Here is a 21,380-nt window from a genome sequence, read left to right on the forward strand (position 1 = left end):
GTTGATTAAAATAATAAAAAAGACATTAAGTAATTCGTTCAGGCTCGCAAACCTAAACTTGTTTCTCAAAGCCAAAAATTAGGTAGTTTAATGCAAAATTTTTTCCTTGATATAGCCACCGTGATGCAATCTCAACAGTGGTTTTATTTGTTAACTGTAGGACTTGTAAGTCTGTGTATTGGTAGCTTTTTAAATGTCGTTATTTACAGGCTACCACTGATGATGAAACAAGAATGGCAATCAGAGTGCCGTCTGTTATTGGCCGATGAGCTAACAATTAACCATACTGAAGAGCCTACTCCCTTTAATTTAGTCACACCCAATTCAACCTGCCCACAATGTAAGGCACCGATTAAGATTTGGCAGAACATTCCTGTTATCAGCTGGTTAATACTCAAAGGCCGCTGTGCAAGTTGTAAGGCACCAATTTCTGTTCGCTACCCCATTGTTGAAATGCTAACAGCCAGCTTAAGTCTCGCGGTTGCAGTTGTATTTGGCGCATCTGAACTTGCCTTACTTTATATTGTAATCACATGGGTGCTCATTGCGCTTACGTTCATTGATATTGATCATATGCTGCTGCCTGACCAACTTACCTTACCGCTTGTTTGGCTTGCATTGATTGCAGCCGTGATGAACATCACAATCGCCCCTTCTGATGCGATTATTGGCGCTGCAATTGGCTATTTAAGTTTATGGAGTGTGTATTGGCTCTTTAAACTTGCTACTGGAAAAGAAGGCATGGGGTATGGCGATTTTAAATTACTCGCGGTATTTGGATCGTTACTTGGTTGGCAGGCTATTTTAACTATCGTGCTGCTTTCGAGTGTCGTTGGCGCTCTTATTGGTATGCTGCAAATTATTATTCAAGGCAAAGATAAAACCACGCCTATTCCCTTTGGCCCCTACCTTGCGATAGCCGGTTGGGTAACCTTATTGTGGGGTGAGCAAATTCAAACAACCTATTTTAGCTATTTAGGTCATTAAATATGGCAAACTGGATTTTAGGCTTAACGGGTGGTATTGGCTCTGGCAAAAGTGCTGTGAGTGCGATGTTTGAACAGTTAGGGACCACGGTTGTTGATGCCGACATCGTCGCAAGAGAAGTCGTCGAGCCAGGCAGTGTAGGTCTTAAAAAAATTGTTGAGCATTTTGGCAAAACTATTCTCACCAGCGAGGGAGTGCTTGACCGCGCGAAGCTTAGAGACATTATTTTTGATAATGAAACAGAAAAAGCATGGCTCAATGCTTTACTACACCCGTTAATAAGGGAATCCATGCTTAAGCAACTGCAACAAGCCACCAGCGACTATGTAATTTTAGTTGCGCCCTTATTATTTGAAAACGGTTTAGAAAAATTGTGCAACCATACGTTGCTCATCGATGTCCCCGTCACAACTCAAATTACTAGAACCAGCGCACGCGACAATGTCTCTGAGGCTCAAGCGAAAAAAATTATTGCATCACAAATGTCTCGTGCCGATAAACAGCTAAAAGCCGATGATATTTTAGACAATGATCGCGCTCTATCTGAAGTTGCGATTGATGTGAAAAAGCTGCATCAAAAATATTTAACTCATGCTTAAACTATATGCTAAAAAACACATATCCATCTAATACAAAAACATTAATACAGATTATAAATACCTGAGTTAAAGGGTGAATTTATTTTGCAATTTTGCCTAAATCGACAAGACTGATGTTATACCCTGCTTTTTTCTGATAGATTTGGCATAGAAAGGATCAAATTAAGGTGCGCAATGAATATTAACTCACCGTTACTGAGAAAATTTATCACATTAGGTCGCATTGATGCAGAGACCGTCAAATTAAAGCAACGAGAATATAACTCCACAGCTGAGCTCATTTCTAAGAGCTGCGGTATAGACGCGCATGAATTAGCAGAGCAATGCACTGACTTGTTCCGTGTTCCCTATTTTGATATCAAAGACTTCGATGTATCACTTATTTCTGATGAGTTAGTAAAAGAAAAGCTCATTCGCGAGCATCATATCCTCCCGCTGATAAAGAAAGGCCGTAAGCTCTATATAGCGGCATCGGACCCTACTGATTACGGTGCGTTTGAAAACTTTGAATTTAGTACAGGTCTGTCTTGTGAAGTTGTAGTGGTTGATTACAACCAGCTAGAAAATAAAATAGAGCAGCTGCTCGATGCGGCCGGTAGCTTACATTTAACGGATGACGAATTTAAAGAGCTTGGCGATCTCGACACCGATAAACCACGCGATATGCCAAGTAATGATGAAGACAAAGACGATGCGCCTATTATTGTCTACATCAATAAGATTTTGATGGATGCAATAAAAAAAGGGGCATCAGATTTACACTTCGAGCCATACGAGCATCGTTATCGAGTGCGCTTTCGGATTGATGGCATTTTACACGAAATGGCAAGCCCACCGAATAGCCTAGCAAGTCGATTATCTGCGCGCATAAAAGTTATGTCACGCTTAGATATCGCCGAAAAACGTAAACCACAAGATGGTCGCATTAAATTAAAAATTACTGAACGTAAAAGTATCGACTTTCGTGTCAGTACCCTGCCAACGCTGTGGGGCGAAAAAATTGTAATGCGTATTCTTGATTCATCAAGTGCTATGCTCGGCATCGATGTATTGGGTTATGAGCCTGAACAGAAAAAGCTCTACATGGATGCGCTCGAACAGCCGCAAGGGATGATACTAGTGACAGGCCCTACAGGCTCTGGTAAAACAGTATCTCTTTACACCGGCTTGAATATTTTGAACCAACCTGAGCGCAATATTAGTACTGCGGAAGATCCGGTTGAGATCAACCTTGAAGGCATTAACCAAGTACAAATTAACACAAAAGCAGATATGACGTTCGCCAACGCGTTAAAAGCGTTTTTGCGTCAAGATCCCGATGTCGTCATGGTCGGTGAGATACGAGATCTAGAAACAGCTGAAATTTCCATTAAAGCAGCGCAAACAGGCCACCTAGTCTTATCGACACTGCACACAAATTCAGCGCCAGAAACACTGACTCGATTGTTAAACATGGGCGTTCCGGCATACAACGTTGCAAGTTCAATTAGTCTTATCATTGCACAGCGACTGGCCAGACGTTTATGTCCGAAATGTAAAACCCCAGAAAAACTGCCCGATGAAGAACTTATTCGCCAAGGCTTTGACCCCGCAACATTGAGTAAACTCACGCTGTTTTCTCCAAAAGGCTGTGATAGCTGTACCGATGGCTATAAGGGACGAGTAGGTATTTACGAAGTCATGCAAATTACCCCTGAAATTGCGCAAATTATTATGCGTGGGGGTAATTCACTCGAAATTGCTGAGGTTTCTTTAAAATCAGGTTTTAATAACTTACGTCTATCGGGATTAAAAAAAGCGGCGGATGGTGTCACCTCGCTAGCTGAAATAAATCGGGTCACGAGTTTTTAACTCGCGACTCGATTCTTAGGCTGAGCTTTAGTAAGATCAGCTAAAATTGCTTAATAGAGATCACACCATGCCAACCGTTGTAAACTGCCCGACCTGCAAAGAAAAAGTAGAATGGTCAGAACAAAGCCCGTATCGCCCTTTTTGTTCAAAACGCTGTCAGCTGATCGATCTAGGTGAGTGGTCATTTGAAAATAACAAGATTTCTTCACCCATCACCAGTGCAAACGAACTTAACCAAGATATGATTGAAGATATCGAGGCTATGCTCGCTAAGAATGATGATTCATTTTTCAAAGAATAAGTATTAAGAAACGCGGCTTCATTAGCCGCGTTTTCTAGTTTAACGAATGCGCCGGAACATATTAGCTATGTGTTCTTTCAGCCTTATTACGCTCACCATCAACTCTGTGTAGCCCCTTTTTGTGACCTTTTTTACGCAGCTGTTTTTTAATTTCTTGATAGCTTTCACGCTGTTCTGCGTTAAGAACTTGCCAGATTGCATGCTCTGATTTCATTTTAATTAACGCAAATTGCTCACCTTTTTCTTGGCGGGCTTTAATTAGTTCGCGTGCTGCATTTTCATCAAATGCGTGGGTCGCTAATAGTGCATCCATTTTCTCTTTGTAGGCTATTCTATTGTCTTTCATGCTGGCTTTATCACCACGAAGAGCCTTCATTTGTGTTGTTTGCTCAGCAAAAATCGCTTTAAGTTGGGCTTGCTGTGCTTCTGTTAGTTGTAATTTATTAATTCCACGCTCAGACAATAAAAAACCGGCTTGCGGATTCATGCCTCGGTGCATATCCCCTTTTGCCATTACTGATGTTGCGCCAACACTTGCTGCAGCTAAACCACAAACAAGTACGAATTTAGAAAGCTTATTTGAAATAGTCATAGTCATTACCTTTTGTTGGGTTGGGTTCTATCGTTATTTTTAACTGATGGATTCACTATACTCACTTCAATGCAAAGGAACGCAAACCAGTGTAAAGGTTGTGTAAAGATTCACTTTTACACAATTTACTGAGTAGAATAGCCTTAAAGAAACAGTGCAATAGGTGCCACAATGAAATTACTTATGATCGACGATGATACAGGGCTGTGCGAGCTGTTAAGCGAGTATTTAACAGCACAAGGCTTTACAGTTGATTGTTATCATGATGGCGCACAAGGCCTAAATCAGGCCTTAAAATACAACTACGAATTAATTTTGCTTGATGTCATGCTACCGTCGATAGATGGCTTTGAAGTACTCAAGCAGCTTCGACAACATAAACTCACGCCTGTCATTATGCTCACAGCCAAAGGGGAAGACTTTGACCGTATTTTTGGTTTAGAGCTTGGTGCAGATGACTACATACCAAAGCCATTTAATCACAGAGAACTGCTAGCGCGAGTTAAAGCAATAACCCGTCGTATCGAACATATTAATAGTCTATCGAGCCAGCAAACAAGTTCACTCAGTGTCAATAGTATTCACATTAACTTTGCGACTCGTGAAGCGTCTGTCAGTGGCAATATATTAAGTTTAACGGGAACTGAGTATGAAATACTGGCCATGCTAGTCCGCCATGCCGGTGAAGTGATCAGTAAAGAGCAAATTAGTGAGCAAGTTCTTGGCAGACGACTAGCCCCTTTCGACCGCTCCATTGACATGCATGTGAGTAATATTCGAAAGAAAATTGCTGAGTTTATAAATAGCGAGCGTATCAAAACCATGCGTGGTAGCGGTTACGTACTAATTCAAGGTGAATAATATGACCTTTCCGAGTTGGATAAAAAAGCCACATCATTATTTGTTCTTAAAAATCTTTGCATGGTTTTGGGTTACAGTCATAGCAACCATTACTCTGCTAGTCTTTTTAAGCCAATTAACCAGCAATGTAGGGAATGATGAGTTACGCGGCCCCATGCTTAAAAACCTAGAATACACCGCGAAAAGTATAGAACGTATTGTGGCAAAGCATGGTAAACCGACTCAAGAAATTGTATCGCACCCTCGCTTATCTAAACATAAGTTACTGTATTTAAATGGCGAAGTTCATGGTGTCGAAATGCTCAGTGAACCCGTCTCGAAAGAGATTGATTTGAGCTTGTTAAATTTTACAAAGCATATGCGCCCACAAGTTATTTTTACTGATGAATACCAAGCGTATGGTCCTGTAGAAATTAACGTACCCGAAGGTAAGTTTTACTTATATGAAATTGACGAAAAACGTAAAAAGCCTTTTTTTGTCGGGTTGTGGTTAATGCCTACTTGGCTCAAGTTATTGATTGCCGTAATAGCCTCGCTTATGCTGAGCTTTTTCTTTAGCCGAAACTTAATTGCCCCTATCAATAGCTTAAAAGAAACTGCAAAAAAACTTTCCCACGGTGACTTAACCGCACGAGCAGTTTTCTCAACGGCTCGCGAAGATGAACTGGGGGTGTTAGGACGTGACTTTAATACAATGGCGAGCCAGCTTGAGCAGCTTATAACAGCACAAAAACGCTTACTTGCAGATATTTCCCATGAACTACGCTCACCACTTACACGCTTAAAAATGGCAACAGGCCTGGCACAAATGCAAGCTGATGATAGTCAGCAGACATACCTCGAACGAATAGAAAAAGAAGCAAACCAGCTTGATAAAATGATTGCCGATGTATTGCAACTATCAAGGCTTGAAGCCCGAAGCCAAGCTTTATCCTTAAGCAAGCAATCGGTTCAAGTTATTGTTGATCATGTATTAAATGATGCTCACTTTGAGGCCAAACAATGTCACAAAGAGCTGACGATTAATGGCCAATTACACACAGATATACCATGCGACGAGAGTTTAATCGCCAGTGCACTCGAAAATGTACTACGCAACGCGATTAAATATGCACACCATCATATCTCTTTGAGCTTAGCTGAGTCTGATGCTCTCTATATCACCATTTGTGATGATGGAAATGGGGTTAAAGAAGCCTACTTAGCTAGACTGTGTGAGCCATTTTTCCGTCAAGAGCATGCTCGTGATAGAAACTCGGGTGGCACAGGCTTAGGACTGGCTATTGCAAAGAATGCGATCTCAGCACATGATGGTACACTAACACTCGAAAACCAAGAACATGGCGGACTCTGCGTTAAAATCCGCTTACCAATAAAGAGTGAGTAAATGTTTTACAGCGATGAAGCACACCTTACTATAAATGCTAAACAGATAAATGCATTTTTTAATGAGCAATTAAAACAAGATTTCTTAAGCACTGAACATGGTACCTTGTATTATGGCTTTGCCATTCCAGAGCAAGCTAAAAAAGCCATTGTTATTAGTAGTGGCAGAATTGAGTCGTTATTCAAATACAAAGAGTTACTGTGGGAGTTTTACCAAAATGGTTATGCCGTTTTTATTGTTGATCACCAAGGTCAAGGCCGTTCATATCGCCATTTAAAAAACGCTCATAAAGGCCATGTCACACGTTTCACTGATTATGCAGATGACTTTGCCGTTTTTAACGAGCAGGTAGTCAATGCTCATTGGCAGGGCCAACGAGTATTACTCGGACACTCAATGGGCAGTGCAATTGCCTATGATTACTTGTCTCGCTACACACATTCTTTTTCGGGCGCGTTTTTATCTGCCCCCATGTTTGATATTTATACCAAAGGCACACCAAAACCAATTGCAAAACTAGCCGCGAAAATAGCCTCACAATTAGGCTTAAGTCATCGTTATGCATTTGGTCAAACAGACTACTTGCCCGTTGATTTTTCGGTTAATGAATTAACCAGCAGTGAGATAAGGTACCAGCAATTTAGAGCGCTTTATCTTGCAGAGCCCGACTTACAACTTGGTGGTGTGACGTATGGCTGGCTCAATGCATCGTTTGAATTTATCGCCTCATTGGTCGATAGAAAAGTAGATATTCCACTTTTTATCGCCAGTGCCGGGCGCGATACCGTTGTCGATAATGCGGCGCAACATGCACTTGCGCATAAACAAACACAGGCAAAATTAAAAAGTTACCCTGATGCTCGCCACGAATTATTTTTCGAGCGAGATGAAATCAGGCAGGCAGTATTGAGTGACTTATATCAGTTTTTTGAGGCACTCTGACGAGACTTTTTAACCACCGAAAGTGGATCTAAGTGCACCAGTATATCCAGTTCACAGGCAAAGTGAGTTTGTATCATTGTTTCAACTTCATCGGCCACCTGATGGGCACGAATTAACGAGAGACTGTCTTCAAGTTCCAAGTGCATTTGAATAAACTTAATTTTACCACCTTGTCGCGTGCGGATATCGTGGGCCCCAAAGACATCTTGGTGACTGTTAACGATGGTTAAAATTTCTGTTTTTTCATCCTCTGGCAGCTCTTTGTCCATCAGATGGTCGGCACTATCACGGGCAATATCCCAACTGTTATATAGTAAGTAAACAGCCACCCCAATAGCAAAAATAGGATCCGCATACGTCATGCCGTACTTTGCCAATAGGATGGCAAGCAAAACAGCTAAATTTAAAATAAGGTCGCCTTTGTAGTGAACTGAATCCGCTTTTATTGCAATTGATTCGGTATGATTAATAACCTTGGTTTGCACAAACACCACCACCAAAGTACAAACAATAGCAAATAAACTCACCCAAATACCTAAGTCGGAATGCTTAAGTATCACAGGGTTAAAAAGACGTTCAACACCATGAAACGCTAAAAAACAGCCAGAACCAGCGATAAAAGCAGCTTGAGCAAGCCCAGCAAGAGCTTCCGCTTTGCCATGACCAAACCGGTGGTCATCATCAGCAGGGCGTAGCGCATAACCTAACACTAAAAAGCTCATTAAAGATGCGGTAATATCCATTAAAGAATCGGTGAGCGATCCCAACATCGATGCAGAGCCTGAAGCAAGCCATGCCCAACTTTTTGCTGCAATCATTAAACTCACCATAGCAATGGTGACTATGCTGGCGGTTTTTACCCAAAACTCATAACTGCGATGTTGCACAACATTTTACCTTCAGACATTACAAGGTTTTAGTATATCATCATATTAGAGGGTTTTACCCCATGTTACATAGCGCTATTTAGAATAAATAAAGCACAGCTATCGGCGGTAAACAAACTTAAATCCTGCAAGATCCTCACGCTGCAGTTGTGTATAATCTGCCGCAGATCATAATGCTAACAATGAGACAAACATGCTTGATATCGTTTTATACCAACCAGAGATTCCGCCCAATACAGGTAATATCATTCGCTTATGTGCCAATACAGGCTATGCCTTACACCTAATTGAACCATTAGGATTTGAGTGGGATGATAAACGCGTAAAGCGTGCAGGGCTTGATTATCATGAATTTAGCCACGTACAACGTCATGCATCATTCGAAGATTACCTTGCTAAGTGTAAGCCCAAAAAAGTCTATGCCTGTACGACCAAAGGCAGCCAGTTTCATCATCAAGCACAATATCAACCTGGCGATTGTTTAGTATTTGGCCCTGAAACACGCGGCCTACCCGATGAGCTTATTCAGTCATTACCGAAAGAGCAGCGTGTGCGTATTCCGATGCAAAAAGACAGCAGAAGCATGAATTTATCAAATTCTGTCGCCGTTTTTGTCTATGAATCATGGCGTCAGCTTGGTTTTGTAAACGGTCAATAACTCATTGAAAATGCGCATTAAATAAATAACTTGTAATTATTTAGCACGACCTTTTTTTATGAACTAATCTAAATAGATGGCTTTTTGTTCTAAATGATGATTATTAATGCGCTTTTTAACTCTGGTATACAGTCTCATTTTACTGTTGCAGCATTCTGTGGGCGCTGCAACAACAGCTGACCTTAATTTAGCGCAACCACACAACCCAACCCCGCTGTTCTTTCTCATTTTACTTGTCATTATTGCACTGTTCATTGCGGTTATTTATTACCAGAAGAATCAAAAAATGATGTTAATTGATGCTCTTTTATCACAATCGAAAGATGCGATATGGGTTTGCGATGAACAATTTAGAATACTAGACATCAACAATGCCTTCAGCGAAATAACAGGCTACAAAAGAGGGGATGTTATAGGGAAAAAATTTAAAGCACTCACACAAGATGGCCGCGATCGACAACTCGAAACATTGATCCAACAAGAGCTCGCACAAGACGGATATTGGTCTGGTGAAATCTGGAACTTGCGCAAGGATGGTCAGCCTTATGCACTTGATTTATCAATCACAAAAGTCTCAACACCGCGATTTACTAAACGAGCTGTTAACTATGTAGGGCTTTTTAGTGATGTCACCGCTCGTAAGAATAACGAACGCACCATGCTCACGCTAACAACTCGCGACTCTGTAACTGGGCTCTCAAATAGAGCCATTTTTATTGAATCGCTCGAAAAAGCGATTAAAGCCTGTAATGACGAATACCCTAGCCTGCTTATTATGTTTATCGACATCGACAATTTTAAGAAGATAAATGATTCCCTCGGCCATACTTTAGGCGATGTATTATTAAAAGAAGTGGCATGTCGTTTAACTTCATCACTTAATTCTGGCTTTACTATTGCGCGGCTTGGAGCTGATGAATTTGCTATTTTAGTGCCGCCTTATCTCTATGCTGGCAAAACCATTTTCTTTGCTAAAAAGACTGCAGATACAGTGCTACAACAATTTAAGACTCCATTCATGCTCGATGGTATTGAAACCTCACTGTCAGCGTGTTGCGGGATTGCCATCTATCCAGACAATGCTTACAACGGTGAAAACTTAATGCGCAGCGCTAACAGCGCACTTAATCACGCCAAAAAAATGGGCCGAAACACCTATCAATTTTTTGATAAAGAACGCCACACGTTAGACCCCACCGAACTAACAAAAGAAAGCGCCCTCTTTAAAGCAATCACCAACAATGAATTTGTACTGTATTTTCAACCAAAATACGATGTACAACACAATCGCTTACATGGCTTTGAAGCACTCGTTCGCTGGCCACAAGATGATGGCAGTCTAATTTACCCAGATGAATTTATTCCGCTTGCAGAGCAGAATGGTGCAATCATCCCCCTTACCCAATTATTAATGAAGCAATTACTTCAACAACTTGCAAGCTGGCAAAAACAAGATGTGCCTTTTGGCAATGTTGCCATTAATATCTCTGCGTTGCATTTTCAGCAAAATAGCTTAATCGAAATGCTCGTTGATTATTTAACAAAGTATAATGTACCTGCTCGTTGTTTAGAGTTAGAAATCACAGAAAGTGCAATGATGAATAACCCCGAATTTGCAGAGCAGCAAATGAAACGCATAAAAGCCTTAGGAGTCAATATTACACTGGATGACTTTGGTACGGGGCACTCTTCGCTGAGCTACCTTAAGCGTTTTCCTATCGACACATTAAAAATAGACAAATCGTTTGTAAAAGATATTGATAAAAATGAGCAAGATAGAAATATCACCGCCACCATTGTCCGGTTGGCTAAATACCTAGACATTAATGTTGTTGCAGAAGGCGTTGAAACCGAAGAGCAAGCGTATATGCTCCATATTATGGGGTGTCATTATCAACAAGGTTATTATTACTGTAAGCCACTTAAAGCAGAGCAAGTAGCCAATTTTATTAATAAAAATGAAGTAGATAAACAATCTGTAAAATAAAAAGCCTTGTTTCAAACAAGGCTTTCAAAATAGTTACTCAGCAAGCAGTGGCTATTCAGATTTTTGCTCACGACCTAGTAAAGCCATCGCCGCTTCTTTTACATCTTTATTTTCATAAAGTACTTTGTAAATTTGCTCAGTGATGGGCATTTCAATACCGGTTCGTTGTGCCAGTAAATACACTTCTTTGGTATTTCGATAACCTTCAACAACCTGACCAATAGAGTCAATTGCAGCTTCGACTCCTTCACCTTTACCTAATGCTAAACCAAATCGACGGTTACGTGATTGGTTATCTGTACAGGTTAAGATCAAATCACCTAATCCTGCCATTCCCATAAAGGTGTCAGAACGCGCTCCAAGTGCACAACCTAAACGGCAAAGCTCAGCTAAGCCTCGGGTAATAAGCGCTGTACGAGCATTCGCACCAAAACCAAAGCCATCCGACATCCCCGCGCCGATAGCAATGACATTTTTTACGGCTCCACCCAGTTGTATACCAATAAAATCATTATTGTTATACACCCTAAATGAGCGTCCGCAATGCAATAACTCAGCAAGTTGTTTGGCAAACTCTGTCGATGTGGCAGAGACCGAAATAGCGGTTGGTAAGCCCATCGCCATTTCTTTCGCAAACGTCGGACCAGACAACACAGCAAGAGGAATATCATCCCCAAGCTCTTGCACCGCCACTTCTTGTAATAAACGCCCTGTATTAGGTTCTAAACCTTTCGTTGCCCACGCCACTTCTGCATCATCATTCAGCCAAGGCTTAATTTGTTGAAGCGTTGCCCCAAAAGCATGGCTAGGCACGACAACCAGCACTATTTGGCTTGCTTTTACAGCGGTTTCTAAATCGGCTTCTAATTGAAGCGTTTCAGGAAAACTGACATCGGGAAGATAACGTTGGTTCTTTCGCTCAGCTGCAAGCGTGGCAACGTCATCGCTATTTCGCCCCCACAAAGTAACGGGGTGACCATTTCTGGCGAAACAAATAGCAAGGGCGGTGCCATAAGACCCCGCCCCTAAAACTGTAACAGCTGACTGTGCTGTAGTCATAACTTATGCGTCTGCAGTAACCTGTTGATCTTGCGCTGCACGCTGTTGCATGTATTGAGCAAACAGTGCATCAAAATTCACAGGTGCTAAATTTAACTGTGGGAAAGTACCACGGTTAACAAGGTTAGACACCGCTTCACGCGCATATGGGAAAAGTACATTCGGGCAGAAAGCACCTAGCATATGAGCTAATTGAATTTCTTCTACTTCCGCAATCGTGAAAATACCAGCTTGCTGAATTTCACAAAGGAATGCCGTTTCTTCACCAATTGTTGCTGTCACTGTCAGCGCAAGAATAACTTCAAAAACACCTTCTTCTAACTTGTTAGAACGTGTGTCTAAATCAAGTTTAACTTCTGGAGTCCACTCTTTTTGAAAGATAGCTGGTGAGTTTGGCGTTTCAAATGAAACATCTTTCGTGTAGATGCGTTGAATAGTGAATTGAGCGCCTGCTTGTTGTTCTGCTGCTGCGTTTTGGTTTTCTTCGTTCATTGTAATTCCTAACTTGTATTCGTTTTTATAATTAAATTTATTAAGCGTTAAGCTTTGCGTCTAAAAGGCCTTGCGCTTCAATTGCCATCATGTCGTCACAACCGCCGATATGCTCATCATTAATAAAGATTTGTGGCACGGTATATCCACCGTTAGCTTTATCGATCATTTCTTCACGACGCTCAGGCTGCACACCAATATCAATGTTTGTGTAACTTACACCTTTACTATCTAATAACGCCATAGCGCGTTGACAATATGGACAGTATGCTTTTGTGTAAAGAACAACATTCGTCATAATAATTCCTCTATCGGGCTGTTACGTGTTGTTAGCGGCCAGTCGTTGTTGGCAAACTTGCAGATTGCCAAGCTCCCATACCACCAGATAATACATAAACACGTTCAAAACCTGCTTTATGCATAGCCGTTGCGATACCTGAGGCGGTCATGCCCGTGGTACATACTAGTATAATGGGTTTACTCTTAAACTTTTCAAGGCTTGAGAAATCAGATTGTTTGGCTTTTTCTGGATTTAAGTGCGTTGCACCTGCAATACGACCTGAGTTGAATTCTTTTTGCGCTCGAATATCAACAACCTGACCATCTTCGCGGTTAATTAACAACGTAACTTGCTGCGGGTTAATTTGGCGAATCGCTGAAAATTTACTTTTAAACCAACTGCTGATCAGCATCGCTACCAATGCCAGCCAGATGATACTTAAAACCGGATGATTTGAGATAAATTCAATATATTGATCCATGCGTTTTCCACTAAGAAATTGGGTACCACAGCGCATAGCCATGGGATTATTAAAATATGCCACGCAAGTATACGTGCTTGAACCGAAAATGCTAGGGCGTGAAATATTTTAATATGACATATTGATAGCTGATCAAAACCTTAAAACACGGTATGCTAGTGATATATAAGTGCCAATCTTCAGGAGCTATAATGACAGAGCATAAAAAACCATTGGTATTAATGATCTTAGACGGTTGGGGATACCGTGAAGACACAGAAAGTAACGCAATACTCGCTGCTAATACACCCGTACTCGATAACCTGTGGGCAACACGTCCGCATACCTTAATTTCAGGTTCGGGACTTGATGTAGGTCTACCTGCAGGACAAATGGGTAACTCTGAAGTAGGTCACGTAAACTTAGGCGCAGGTCGCATTGTTTATCAAGATTTCACTCGCATCACGAAAGCAATCGAAGATGGAGAGTTCGCGAGTAACCCTGCATTAGTTGATAACATAGACAAAGCCGTTAAGGCAGAAAAAGCAGTGCATATTATGGGTTTATTAAGCCCAGGTGGTGTACACAGTCACGAAGACCACATTGTAGCGACCATTGAATTAGCTGCAGAGCGTGGCGCAAAAAACGTCTACTTTCATGGTTTCTTAGACGGTCGTGACACCCCACCTCGCAGCGCTAAAGCGTCTATTGAGCGCATCGAAGCTTTATTTGAAAAACTAGGTTGTGGCCGCTTAGCCAGCCTTGTTGGCCGTTACTATGCAATGGACCGCGATAATCGCTGGAACCGTGTTGAGCTTGCCTACGATGTAATGGTAAGTGGTATCGCGCAGCACACCTACACAGACGGCGTAACCGCACTTGAAGCAGCGTACGAACGTGATGAAAATGATGAATTTGTAGCGGCAACAACCCTCGTACCTGAGGGACAAACGGCGGCTGAAATTAATGATGGCGATACCGTTATTTTCGCCAACTTCAGGGCCGATAGAGCACGCGAAATGACGCGCGCATTTGTTGATGCTGATTTTAGTGGTTTTGAGAAAAAGAAATCTCCAGCACTGAGCGGCTTTGTAATGATGACGGAATACGCCGCAGATATTAAAGCCCCTGTCGCCTTTGCACCAGAGCCACTAACCAATGTGTTTGGGGAATGGTTAGAAAAGCAAGGCAAAACACAACTACGTATTTCTGAAACAGAAAAATATGCACATGTCACATTCTTCTTCAGTGGTGGTAGAGAAGACGAATTTGTGGGTGAAACACGCGAGTTAATTCCTTCTCCGCAAGTGGCCACTTATGATTTACAACCTGAGATGAACTCTGAAATGCTGACAGATAAGCTCGTTGAAGCTATTGCCAGCGGCAAGTACGACGCAATCATTTGTAACTACCCTAATGGTGATATGGTAGGTCACTCAGGTGTGTTTGAAGCCGCTGTAAAAGCGTGTGAAGCAGTCGACCACTGTATTGGCCGTGTTATAAACGCACTTGAAGAGCACGGTGGCGAAGCACTCATCACTGCGGATCATGGTAATGCTGAGCAAATGGCTAACCCAGCAACAGGCCAAGCACACACCGCACATACCAGCGAGCCAGTGCCATTCATTTATGTAGGCCGTGACGCAACCCCACAAGATGGAAAAACACTCAGTGACGTAGCACCAACCATGCTGCACTTAATGGGTTTAGAACAGCCAAGCGAAATGACTGGCACTCCAATTATGACACTGAAATAAACGATGAGCAGACGTATTAACCACTTACTCAAAACTGGTTTAATACTGACTTCATTAGTAGCAACTTCGGTTGTTGCTAATGAAGCTCAAACCAAAAAAGACTTATCTGATATTCAATCGGCCCTACAAAAAACCAAGGCCGAGCTTGAAGGTCAACGCAAGTCGATAGCCGATATGCGCAAAGATCTTCGTGCTCACGAACTCGATATTGCTAAAAATGCTAAGGCATTAAACCTAGCAGCACAATCGGTCAAAGAAAACGAACAACAACAGCGCGAACAACAGGCCAAAGCTCAGCAACTTCAAGCAGAGCAAATAAAACGTCAAACCCTCCTCGCAGCACAATTAAAAAGTGCGTATATGGCAGGTAGCCATGATTACTCAAAAATGCTGCTGAACCAACAAGACACGGCCAAAATTGAACGTACGCTCAGTTACTATAACTATTTAAACAAAGCACGCATTGAGCAACTCGAAGAGCTGAAAGCGTTGCAAATAAAAATTGCTGAAAATCAGGCGGAACTAGAACAAACAAAACTTCGTTTAGTTGAATTACACAACGAGCAGAAAAAACGCCAGCAAGCTTTAATTGCCGCTCAAGAACAACGAAAACGCAATCTCAACAAATTACAATCAGCGCTTAAAGAAACAAAAAGTTCGATTGATTATTTAAAAGAGAACGAGAAAACCCTCGTTACCGCCATCGAAGAGTTAGAAAAAGAACGAAGCGAAAAAGTTGAACTTCTCGGACTACAAAGCAGTAAAGGAAAACTCAACTGGCCGACCAAAGGAAAACTCCGTCACAGTTTTGGCCAACGCAAACATGGAAATATCGATTGGAAAGGCGTGTTAATTGGCGCGAAGGAAGGGAGTAACGTCAAAAGCGTACAAAATGGTCAGGTCGTTTATGCTGACTGGCTCAATGGCTTTGGTTGGGTTATTGCTATTGACCACGGCGATGGGTTTATGAGCTTATATGGGCATGCACAAACCCTACTTCGTGATGTTGGCGACCTTGTCAGAGAAGGTGAAGTCATTGCATTAGTAGGCCAAAGCGGCGGACAAACAGATCCTGGTCTATACTTTGAAATACGCCACAAAGGACGCGCAGTAAATCCTGTAAAATGGTGCAGACGTATTTAATTGATTAAATCAGCTGCGCCCTATGAGGAGCAGCTGATGCTAAATATCAATCACATAGACAAAATCCATTTCATCCCATCTAAGCGTTTCTTTGGGCTACATCTTATTTTACTCTTAGCCTTACTATGCTTATTAATGCAATCATTTAATGGGGTTGCTAAACCATCTTTAAAGTCACTACATCACCAGCAACTCAATGAAATTTTGTTTAATATAAATACTTACTATGTTGACGATCTTCAACTTCATAATAGCTTTGAATCTCAGCCAACGAATCAACAAGTAGAAGCATTATTTGAGCGTTTAGACCCCTATTCTAAATATTTAGACGAAACTGAGCTCGATGCCATATTTAGTAGTACCAATGGGCGTTACACTGGGCTTGGCATCGAGGTTAAAGTTACCGATGGTCGCGTATATATTGTTAATACGATTAAAAACTCCCCTGCTGAGCAAGCTGGTCTGCAAGTAAATGATGAGCTAACCGCTATAAATCAACAACCGATTGTCAATAAAAGCATAGAAGAAGTTGCAAGGCTTATTCGTGAAAGTGGCCAAGCTGCCGTTGATGTTTCCGTAAAACGAGAGCAAGTAACCGAACTCAACTTTTCAATAAAGCGACAACAGATAAACCTAGAAAGCGTGCAAAGCTACCTTGCTGATACAGGCGTTGCGCTATTGAGTATTAATGCTTTCAATAACCATACATTGCATGATGTCGCACGAACCGTGGCTAAAATGCAAATTAATAATGGTTTTCCGTTATCAGGGTTAATTATTGATTTACGAGATAATCCTGGAGGAACACTACAAGGTGCAATTGAAGTTGCAGATCTGTTTTTAGATAGTGGTACGATTGTTTCTACAAAAGGACGCTTCAATGAGGCAAATCAATACTATAAAGCACATAGCGGTGATATTCTTTCTGGCGCGCCAATCGCCGTATTAATTAATGAAAACTCAGCATCTGCAGCAGAAATATTAGCCGCAGCGTTGAGGGATAACCAAAGAGCGACCTTGGTTGGAGAGACCTCGTTTGGTAAAGGCTCAGTACAGTCTTTGATTCCACTAGGAAATGGAAATACAGCTCTCAAACTTACCACAGCACGTTATTATACACCTGCTGGGCAATCTATTGATGGTAAAGGGATCGCACCCGATGTGAGTATAAATCAAACAATGCTTTCAGAAATTGACCAAGACGTTATAATAAAAAATATACAAGGGTTGTCGCTTTTTAGCTCACTCCTTGATAAACAAGATAAAAAGCAACTTACTGCAAAGCAGTTAATTATTATGCAGTAAGTAAGCACACACAATGGATATAATAATTACAAAAAGTGAATTTACGCAAAGGCTTACTACTGACGCTGTGTTGCTTACCACTATTTTGCCAAGCAAAGCAAATAGCCATCGTTATAGATGACATAGGCAACCACCAACGCGATCTTGATATCTTGAATTTACCAGGGCAAGTGACCTTTTCAATCTTGCCCCATACACCTTACTCACAAATTTTTGCCGAGAGAGCGAGCAAAACCAACAAAGAACTTCTCTTGCATATCCCCATGCAGGCGCTAGACAAAACAAAAGCTTTAGGTCCTGGTGCTTTAACAGACTCAATGAGCAAAACACAGCTGCAAACCACACTGGGGCACGCACTCGCATCATTGCCACAAGTCAAAGGCGTAAACAATCACATGGGCTCTGAGTTAACACAATTAACAGAGCCTATGAAGTGGACGATGGAACTCCTTAAAAAACGAGGCTTATACTTTTTAGATAGCCGAACAACAAGCCAAAGTGAAGCACAAAATGTCGCTAATCTTTATGGTGTTGCCAATGTTTCTCGACATGTATTCCTAGACAATATCGTGACTGAAAGCCAGCTTAAGCACCAACTAGAAGAACTTAAACTAAAAGCGACGCATTTTAATTATGCCATTGCTATTGCACATCCCTACCCAGAAACAGTCGCGTTTTTACATCACGCCCTGCCAGAACTTCAACAGCAAGGTTTTGAGCTTGTGCCTCTTTCACAATTGGTTGAAAACAAATACATCCAATTAGCTAAAGCAGAGCAAAAGCAAGCTGAGCATCGTACAAATGATGAATGAAAGAGCGACATACTCAAATAGGATGTAAATATGCCGAAGTTTCCTTCATTAATGATAGACGCAGAGGTCGCACAACATCACCTTTGATCGATACATCGTGATTATAAAGCGTAGTAAGGGCTTTAACCGTGAATGCCAGTGGTTATGTGTGAAGGGCATAATGAGATACTTCGGCACTAAAGTACCTCCTACTACGCGCTAATTTGGTTAGCTAAAGTGAAGTAGCCCATTTTAGAGCCCCTTCATTTTTGTCATCATGATTAAACAACATGGAAAGCGTGATTGAACATCGTGATTACAAAGCGTAGGAACGGCTTTAGCCGTGAACGTCAGTGGTTATGTATGAAGGGCATATCAGACACTTTCGGCACTCAAATACCTCCTACATCTCTTCACCTTGCGCTTATGCGCCTTTTATCTCTGTATGCAATCTCAGTATGGTACTGGACGATTTAGTCCTGAACGCAAAAAACCCGCTGCATTGCTGCAACGGGTTTCTATAATACCATTCCGCATAAAGATTAAATCAACTTTATCCATTCCCGATTACACATCTTCATCACTCGCTCCGGTATTGAAATAAAGTGATTCCATGCTTTTGAAACTTCATCAACAATTTCGTCATAGCCCGAAAACACTCTATTGGATAAACAGTGTTGTCGTATCCAGTTCCATACTTGCTCTATTGGGTTTAACTCTGGTGAATAAGGAGGGAGCTTTATTAGCGTGAGGTTGTTAAATTCTGCGGCTGTATCGTATGTGTGCCAGCCTGCGCCATCTATTATCACGACAGCATGTCTGCCAACTGGTGTAGCTTGTGATATCTGGCTCAGGTGCTGCGTCATTGCTTCTTTATTGACGAATGGGCTTACTAGCGCTTCTGTTTGGCCTGTGGAAGGACATACCGCACCAAATAAATATCCATAGTCAAACTGCTGTTGTTTTACTATCCGTGGCCGAGTGCCTGTTTCAGCCCAAATGCGCGTAGTCGGATTTTGCTGGCCAAATCGTGCTTCGTCCTGAAACCATACGTCGATACGGTCAAGTGGAAGGTGTCCGGGTGTGTGAAGGATCGTTTCCAGTTGGAAGTTTTTTAAAAGCTTCTTGGCTTTTTAATGAGTGTTTAGGGTGTTTCGAACGGCTTGTGATCCAACTAAAGCCAAGCTGCTTGAGTATTTTATAAGTATGATTTAAGTGATAATGAACACCAAATTCAGTGCTAATGTAATGCACAATGTCTTCACCGGTAAGCCGGCCACCTTGAAGTTCTGTGTTCGTGCGTTTTATAAATTCAGACAGTTGCTCAAGTTGTGACTGTTGCAATCTAGATGGACGCCCTTGTATAGGCTTATTGTCTAAGCCATACAGCCCCTGTTCTAGGTAACTAGAAACCCATTTATTAACACTACTTCGTGCTATGTTAAGACGTTTTGCAATATCATACCATTCCGCTTAATTAAGTGGTCTATTTTGAGGCAATAAAACCGCGTTGATAACAAGGCAAAAATTTAGTTATTTAGTTGTTCTAAATCAGAAATTTTTAACGCAGGTAGCGACTGGTTTGATCACTCAAAATGATTAAGTATTTTTGCGGATTGGTATCAGTTCTGCTATTCCCCTCATAAAATAATGACACTGCGAGTAATCGTATGCGTTTTCGTGCATTTGGTTCTTTTCGTGAAAGCGCTAAAAGCTGTTCAGCTATGTTTTGGTTCAATGTTATTAACCGGTGATTTTATATAGCCTATATTAGATCAGATATTTAAGCGGAATGGTATAATTAGGAGCCATGGTGCGCTACGCAGTAGGATGTCCTACTTTCACATGGTCAATGCCACACGATGCTTACAAAGATATAGGTCGTAGGGGTCTTGGTTGGGTATTTTATTTTTCTACAGGCAACAAAAAACCCGACTCTTTGGAATCGGGTTTCTCTAATTAGGAGCCTGGCGATGTCCTACTTTCACATGGCAAATGCCACACTATCATCGGCGCTGTTTCGTTTCACTACTGAGTTCGGCATGGGGTCAGGTGGGTCCAAAACGCTATTGTCACCAAGCAAAATGCGTGGAAAGGATTCTCGACAAAGCGCATCGCGCTTACGAGTCCTTTGCGCAAGGTGAACTGATTTCGCATTAAGCGCTGAGGTTCACCCTACATAAAATCTGGAAATCTGATAATCGTAAAATCTACTTTAGTATACTAACTTCTGTCTGTTACGCTGTCATAAAACGCGTTTGGCGTTGTATGGTTAAGCCTCACGGGTAATTAGTACAGGTTAGCTTAATGGCTCACACCACTTCCACATCCTGCCTATCAACGTTGTAGTCTTCAACGGCCCTTCAGAGACTTTAAAAGTCTAGTGAGAACTCATCTCGAGGCCTGCTTCGCGCTTAGATGCTTTCAGCGCTTATCAGTTCCGAACGTAGCTACCGGGCAATGCCATTGGCATGACAACCCGAACACCAGCGGTTCGTTCACTCCGGTCCTCTCGTACTAGGAGCAACCCCTCTCAATTCTCAAACGCCCACGGCAGATAGGGACCGAACTGTCTCACGACGTTCTAAACCCAGCTCGCGTACCACTTTAAATGGCGAACAGCCATACCCTTGGGACCGACTTCAGCCCCAGGATGTGATGAGCCGACATCGAGGTGCCAAACACCGCCGTCGATATGAACTCTTGGGCGGTATCAGCCTGTTATCCCCGGAGTACCTTTTATCCGTTGAGCGATGGCCCTTCCATTCAGAACCACCGGATCACTATGACCTACTTTCGTACCTGCTCGACGTGTCTGTCTCGCAGTTAAGCTGGCTTCTACCATTACACTAACCGTACGATGTCCGACCGTACTTAGCCAACCTTCGTGCTCCTCCGTTACTCTTTGGGAGGAGACCGCCCCAGTCAAACTACCCACCAGGCACTGTCCGTAACCCCGATTAGGGGCCAACGTTAGAACATCAAAACTACAAGGGTGGTATTTCAAGGACGGCTCCACAAAGACTAGCGTCTCTGCTTCA

Annotated in this window: 19 protein-coding genes, 2 rRNA genes and 1 pseudogene (1 of these 22 only partly in view); 13 read left to right on the forward strand and 9 right to left on the reverse strand. The window is 42.0% G+C overall.

Features of this window, described 5'->3' with window-relative positions; all coding sequences use genetic code 11:
• Positions 1-90 precede the first annotated feature (90 nt).
• From IT970_RS13180 to yacG, 4 genes are all read left to right on the forward strand, one after another.
• The gene (locus tag IT970_RS13180) at positions 91-987 is read left to right on the forward strand and encodes a prepilin peptidase (RefSeq protein WP_118844623.1); all 897 of its coding nucleotides are present in this window, start codon (positions 91-93) and stop codon (positions 985-987) included.
• Positions 988-989: 2 nt separating this feature from the next.
• A complete protein-coding gene (gene coaE, locus IT970_RS13185) occupies positions 990-1,586 on the forward strand; it encodes a dephospho-CoA kinase (RefSeq protein WP_118844624.1) in 597 nt (198 codons plus the stop codon).
• Between the two features lie 174 nt (positions 1,587-1,760).
• Positions 1,761-3,437 (forward strand): type IV-A pilus assembly ATPase PilB, encoded by a 1,677-nt coding sequence (pilB, locus tag IT970_RS13190; RefSeq protein ID WP_118844625.1) that lies wholly within the window; start codon positions 1,761-1,763, stop codon positions 3,435-3,437.
• A gap of 67 nt (positions 3,438-3,504) precedes the next feature.
• Positions 3,505-3,738 (forward strand): DNA gyrase inhibitor YacG, encoded by a 234-nt coding sequence (gene yacG, locus IT970_RS13195; protein ID WP_036965896.1) that lies wholly within the window; start codon positions 3,505-3,507, stop codon positions 3,736-3,738.
• Between the two features lie 61 nt (positions 3,739-3,799).
• Here yacG and IT970_RS13200 read toward each other — a convergent pair whose 3' ends face one another.
• Positions 3,800-4,330: a Spy/CpxP family protein refolding chaperone gene (locus tag IT970_RS13200; RefSeq protein WP_118844626.1), complete on the reverse strand. Its 531-nt coding sequence runs from the start codon at positions 4,328-4,330 to the stop codon at positions 3,800-3,802.
• A 171-nt stretch (positions 4,331-4,501) separates the two neighbouring features.
• On the opposite strand from IT970_RS13200, the gene IT970_RS13205 reads away from it, so the two are divergent.
• From IT970_RS13205 to IT970_RS13215, 3 genes are read left to right on the forward strand one after another with little or no spacing between them, the layout of a single operon-like run.
• Positions 4,502-5,191 (forward strand): response regulator, encoded by a 690-nt coding sequence (locus IT970_RS13205; protein ID WP_118844627.1) that lies wholly within the window; start codon positions 4,502-4,504, stop codon positions 5,189-5,191.
• 1 nt (position 5,192) lies between these two features.
• Positions 5,193-6,578 carry an ATP-binding protein gene (locus tag IT970_RS13210; protein ID WP_118844628.1) on the forward strand — a complete coding sequence of 462 codons (1,386 nt, stop codon included), beginning with the start codon at positions 5,193-5,195 and terminating at the stop codon, positions 6,576-6,578.
• On the forward strand, positions 6,579-7,520 hold the full coding sequence (locus IT970_RS13215) for an alpha/beta fold hydrolase (protein ID WP_036965889.1): 942 nt from the start codon (positions 6,579-6,581) through the stop codon (positions 7,518-7,520).
• Here IT970_RS13215 and IT970_RS13220 read toward each other — a convergent pair.
• Entirely contained in the window at positions 7,499-8,407 is a 909-nt protein-coding gene (locus IT970_RS13220) for a cation diffusion facilitator family transporter (protein ID WP_074988960.1), read from the reverse strand. The two genes, IT970_RS13215 and IT970_RS13220, sit on opposite strands and share 22 nt — an antisense overlap.
• A 193-nt stretch (positions 8,408-8,600) precedes the next feature.
• Here IT970_RS13220 and trmL point away from each other — a divergent pair, with 193 nt between their 5' ends.
• Both trmL and IT970_RS13230 read left to right on the forward strand, forming a co-directional pair.
• Positions 8,601-9,065 carry a tRNA (uridine(34)/cytosine(34)/5-carboxymethylaminomethyluridine(34)-2'-O)-methyltransferase TrmL gene (trmL, locus tag IT970_RS13225; protein WP_036965886.1) on the forward strand — a complete coding sequence of 155 codons (465 nt, stop codon included), beginning with the start codon at positions 8,601-8,603 and terminating at the stop codon, positions 9,063-9,065.
• 106 nt (positions 9,066-9,171) lie between these two features.
• A complete protein-coding gene (locus IT970_RS13230) occupies positions 9,172-11,052 on the forward strand; it encodes a putative bifunctional diguanylate cyclase/phosphodiesterase (RefSeq protein ID WP_118844629.1) in 1,881 nt (626 codons plus the stop codon).
• Between the two features lie 51 nt (positions 11,053-11,103).
• Here the strand turns inward: IT970_RS13230 and gpsA are convergent, their stop codons facing one another.
• The 4 genes from gpsA to IT970_RS13250 are packed head-to-tail and all read right to left on the reverse strand — an operon-like array spanning position 11,104 to position 13,364.
• Entirely contained in the window at positions 11,104-12,111 is a 1,008-nt protein-coding gene (gpsA, locus tag IT970_RS13235; RefSeq protein WP_036965884.1) for an NAD(P)H-dependent glycerol-3-phosphate dehydrogenase, read from the reverse strand.
• Between the two features lie 3 nt (positions 12,112-12,114).
• Complete coding sequence (gene secB, locus IT970_RS13240; RefSeq protein WP_036965880.1) at positions 12,115-12,603, reverse strand: protein-export chaperone SecB; 489 nt, start codon at positions 12,601-12,603, stop codon at positions 12,115-12,117.
• A gap of 40 nt (positions 12,604-12,643) precedes the next feature.
• Complete coding sequence (grxC, locus tag IT970_RS13245; protein WP_036965877.1) at positions 12,644-12,901, reverse strand: glutaredoxin 3; 258 nt, start codon at positions 12,899-12,901, stop codon at positions 12,644-12,646.
• Between the two features lie 31 nt (positions 12,902-12,932).
• Entirely contained in the window at positions 12,933-13,364 is a 432-nt protein-coding gene (locus IT970_RS13250) for a rhodanese-like domain-containing protein (protein WP_036965874.1), read from the reverse strand.
• Positions 13,365-13,555: 191 nt separating this feature from the next.
• On the opposite strand from IT970_RS13250, the gene gpmM reads away from it, so the two are divergent.
• From gpmM to IT970_RS13270, 4 genes are read left to right on the forward strand one after another with little or no spacing between them, the layout of a single operon-like run.
• On the forward strand, positions 13,556-15,100 hold the full coding sequence (gene gpmM, locus IT970_RS13255; RefSeq protein WP_036965871.1) for a 2,3-bisphosphoglycerate-independent phosphoglycerate mutase: 1,545 nt from the start codon (positions 13,556-13,558) through the stop codon (positions 15,098-15,100).
• A gap of 3 nt (positions 15,101-15,103) precedes the next feature.
• Positions 15,104-16,243, forward strand: coding sequence for a murein hydrolase activator EnvC family protein (locus tag IT970_RS13260; protein WP_118844630.1), 1,140 nt, complete (start codon positions 15,104-15,106; stop codon positions 16,241-16,243).
• Between the two features lie 36 nt (positions 16,244-16,279).
• Positions 16,280-17,548, forward strand: a complete 1,269-nt coding sequence (locus IT970_RS13265) for a S41 family peptidase (RefSeq protein ID WP_118844631.1) — start codon at positions 16,280-16,282, stop codon at positions 17,546-17,548.
• 35 nt (positions 17,549-17,583) lie between these two features.
• The gene (locus IT970_RS13270; RefSeq protein WP_231387285.1) at positions 17,584-18,360 is read left to right on the forward strand and encodes a divergent polysaccharide deacetylase family protein; all 777 of its coding nucleotides are present in this window, start codon (positions 17,584-17,586) and stop codon (positions 18,358-18,360) included.
• A 521-nt stretch (positions 18,361-18,881) separates the two neighbouring features.
• Here IT970_RS13270 and IT970_RS16050 read toward each other — a convergent pair.
• The 3 genes and pseudogenes from IT970_RS16050 to IT970_RS13290 form a co-directional block, all read right to left on the reverse strand.
• Positions 18,882-19,797: pseudogene (locus IT970_RS16050) on the reverse strand (IS630 family transposase); the annotation flags it as partial.
• A 507-nt stretch (positions 19,798-20,304) separates the two neighbouring features.
• A 5S ribosomal RNA gene (gene rrf, locus IT970_RS13285) occupies positions 20,305-20,419 on the reverse strand.
• Positions 20,420-20,607: 188 nt separating this feature from the next.
• A 23S ribosomal RNA gene (locus tag IT970_RS13290) occupies positions 20,608-21,380 on the reverse strand; it runs 2,113 nt beyond the window's last position.

Source organism: Pseudoalteromonas sp. A41-2, from assembly GCF_015767615.1.
Taxonomy (GTDB): domain Bacteria; phylum Pseudomonadota; class Gammaproteobacteria; order Enterobacterales; family Alteromonadaceae; genus Pseudoalteromonas; species Pseudoalteromonas lipolytica.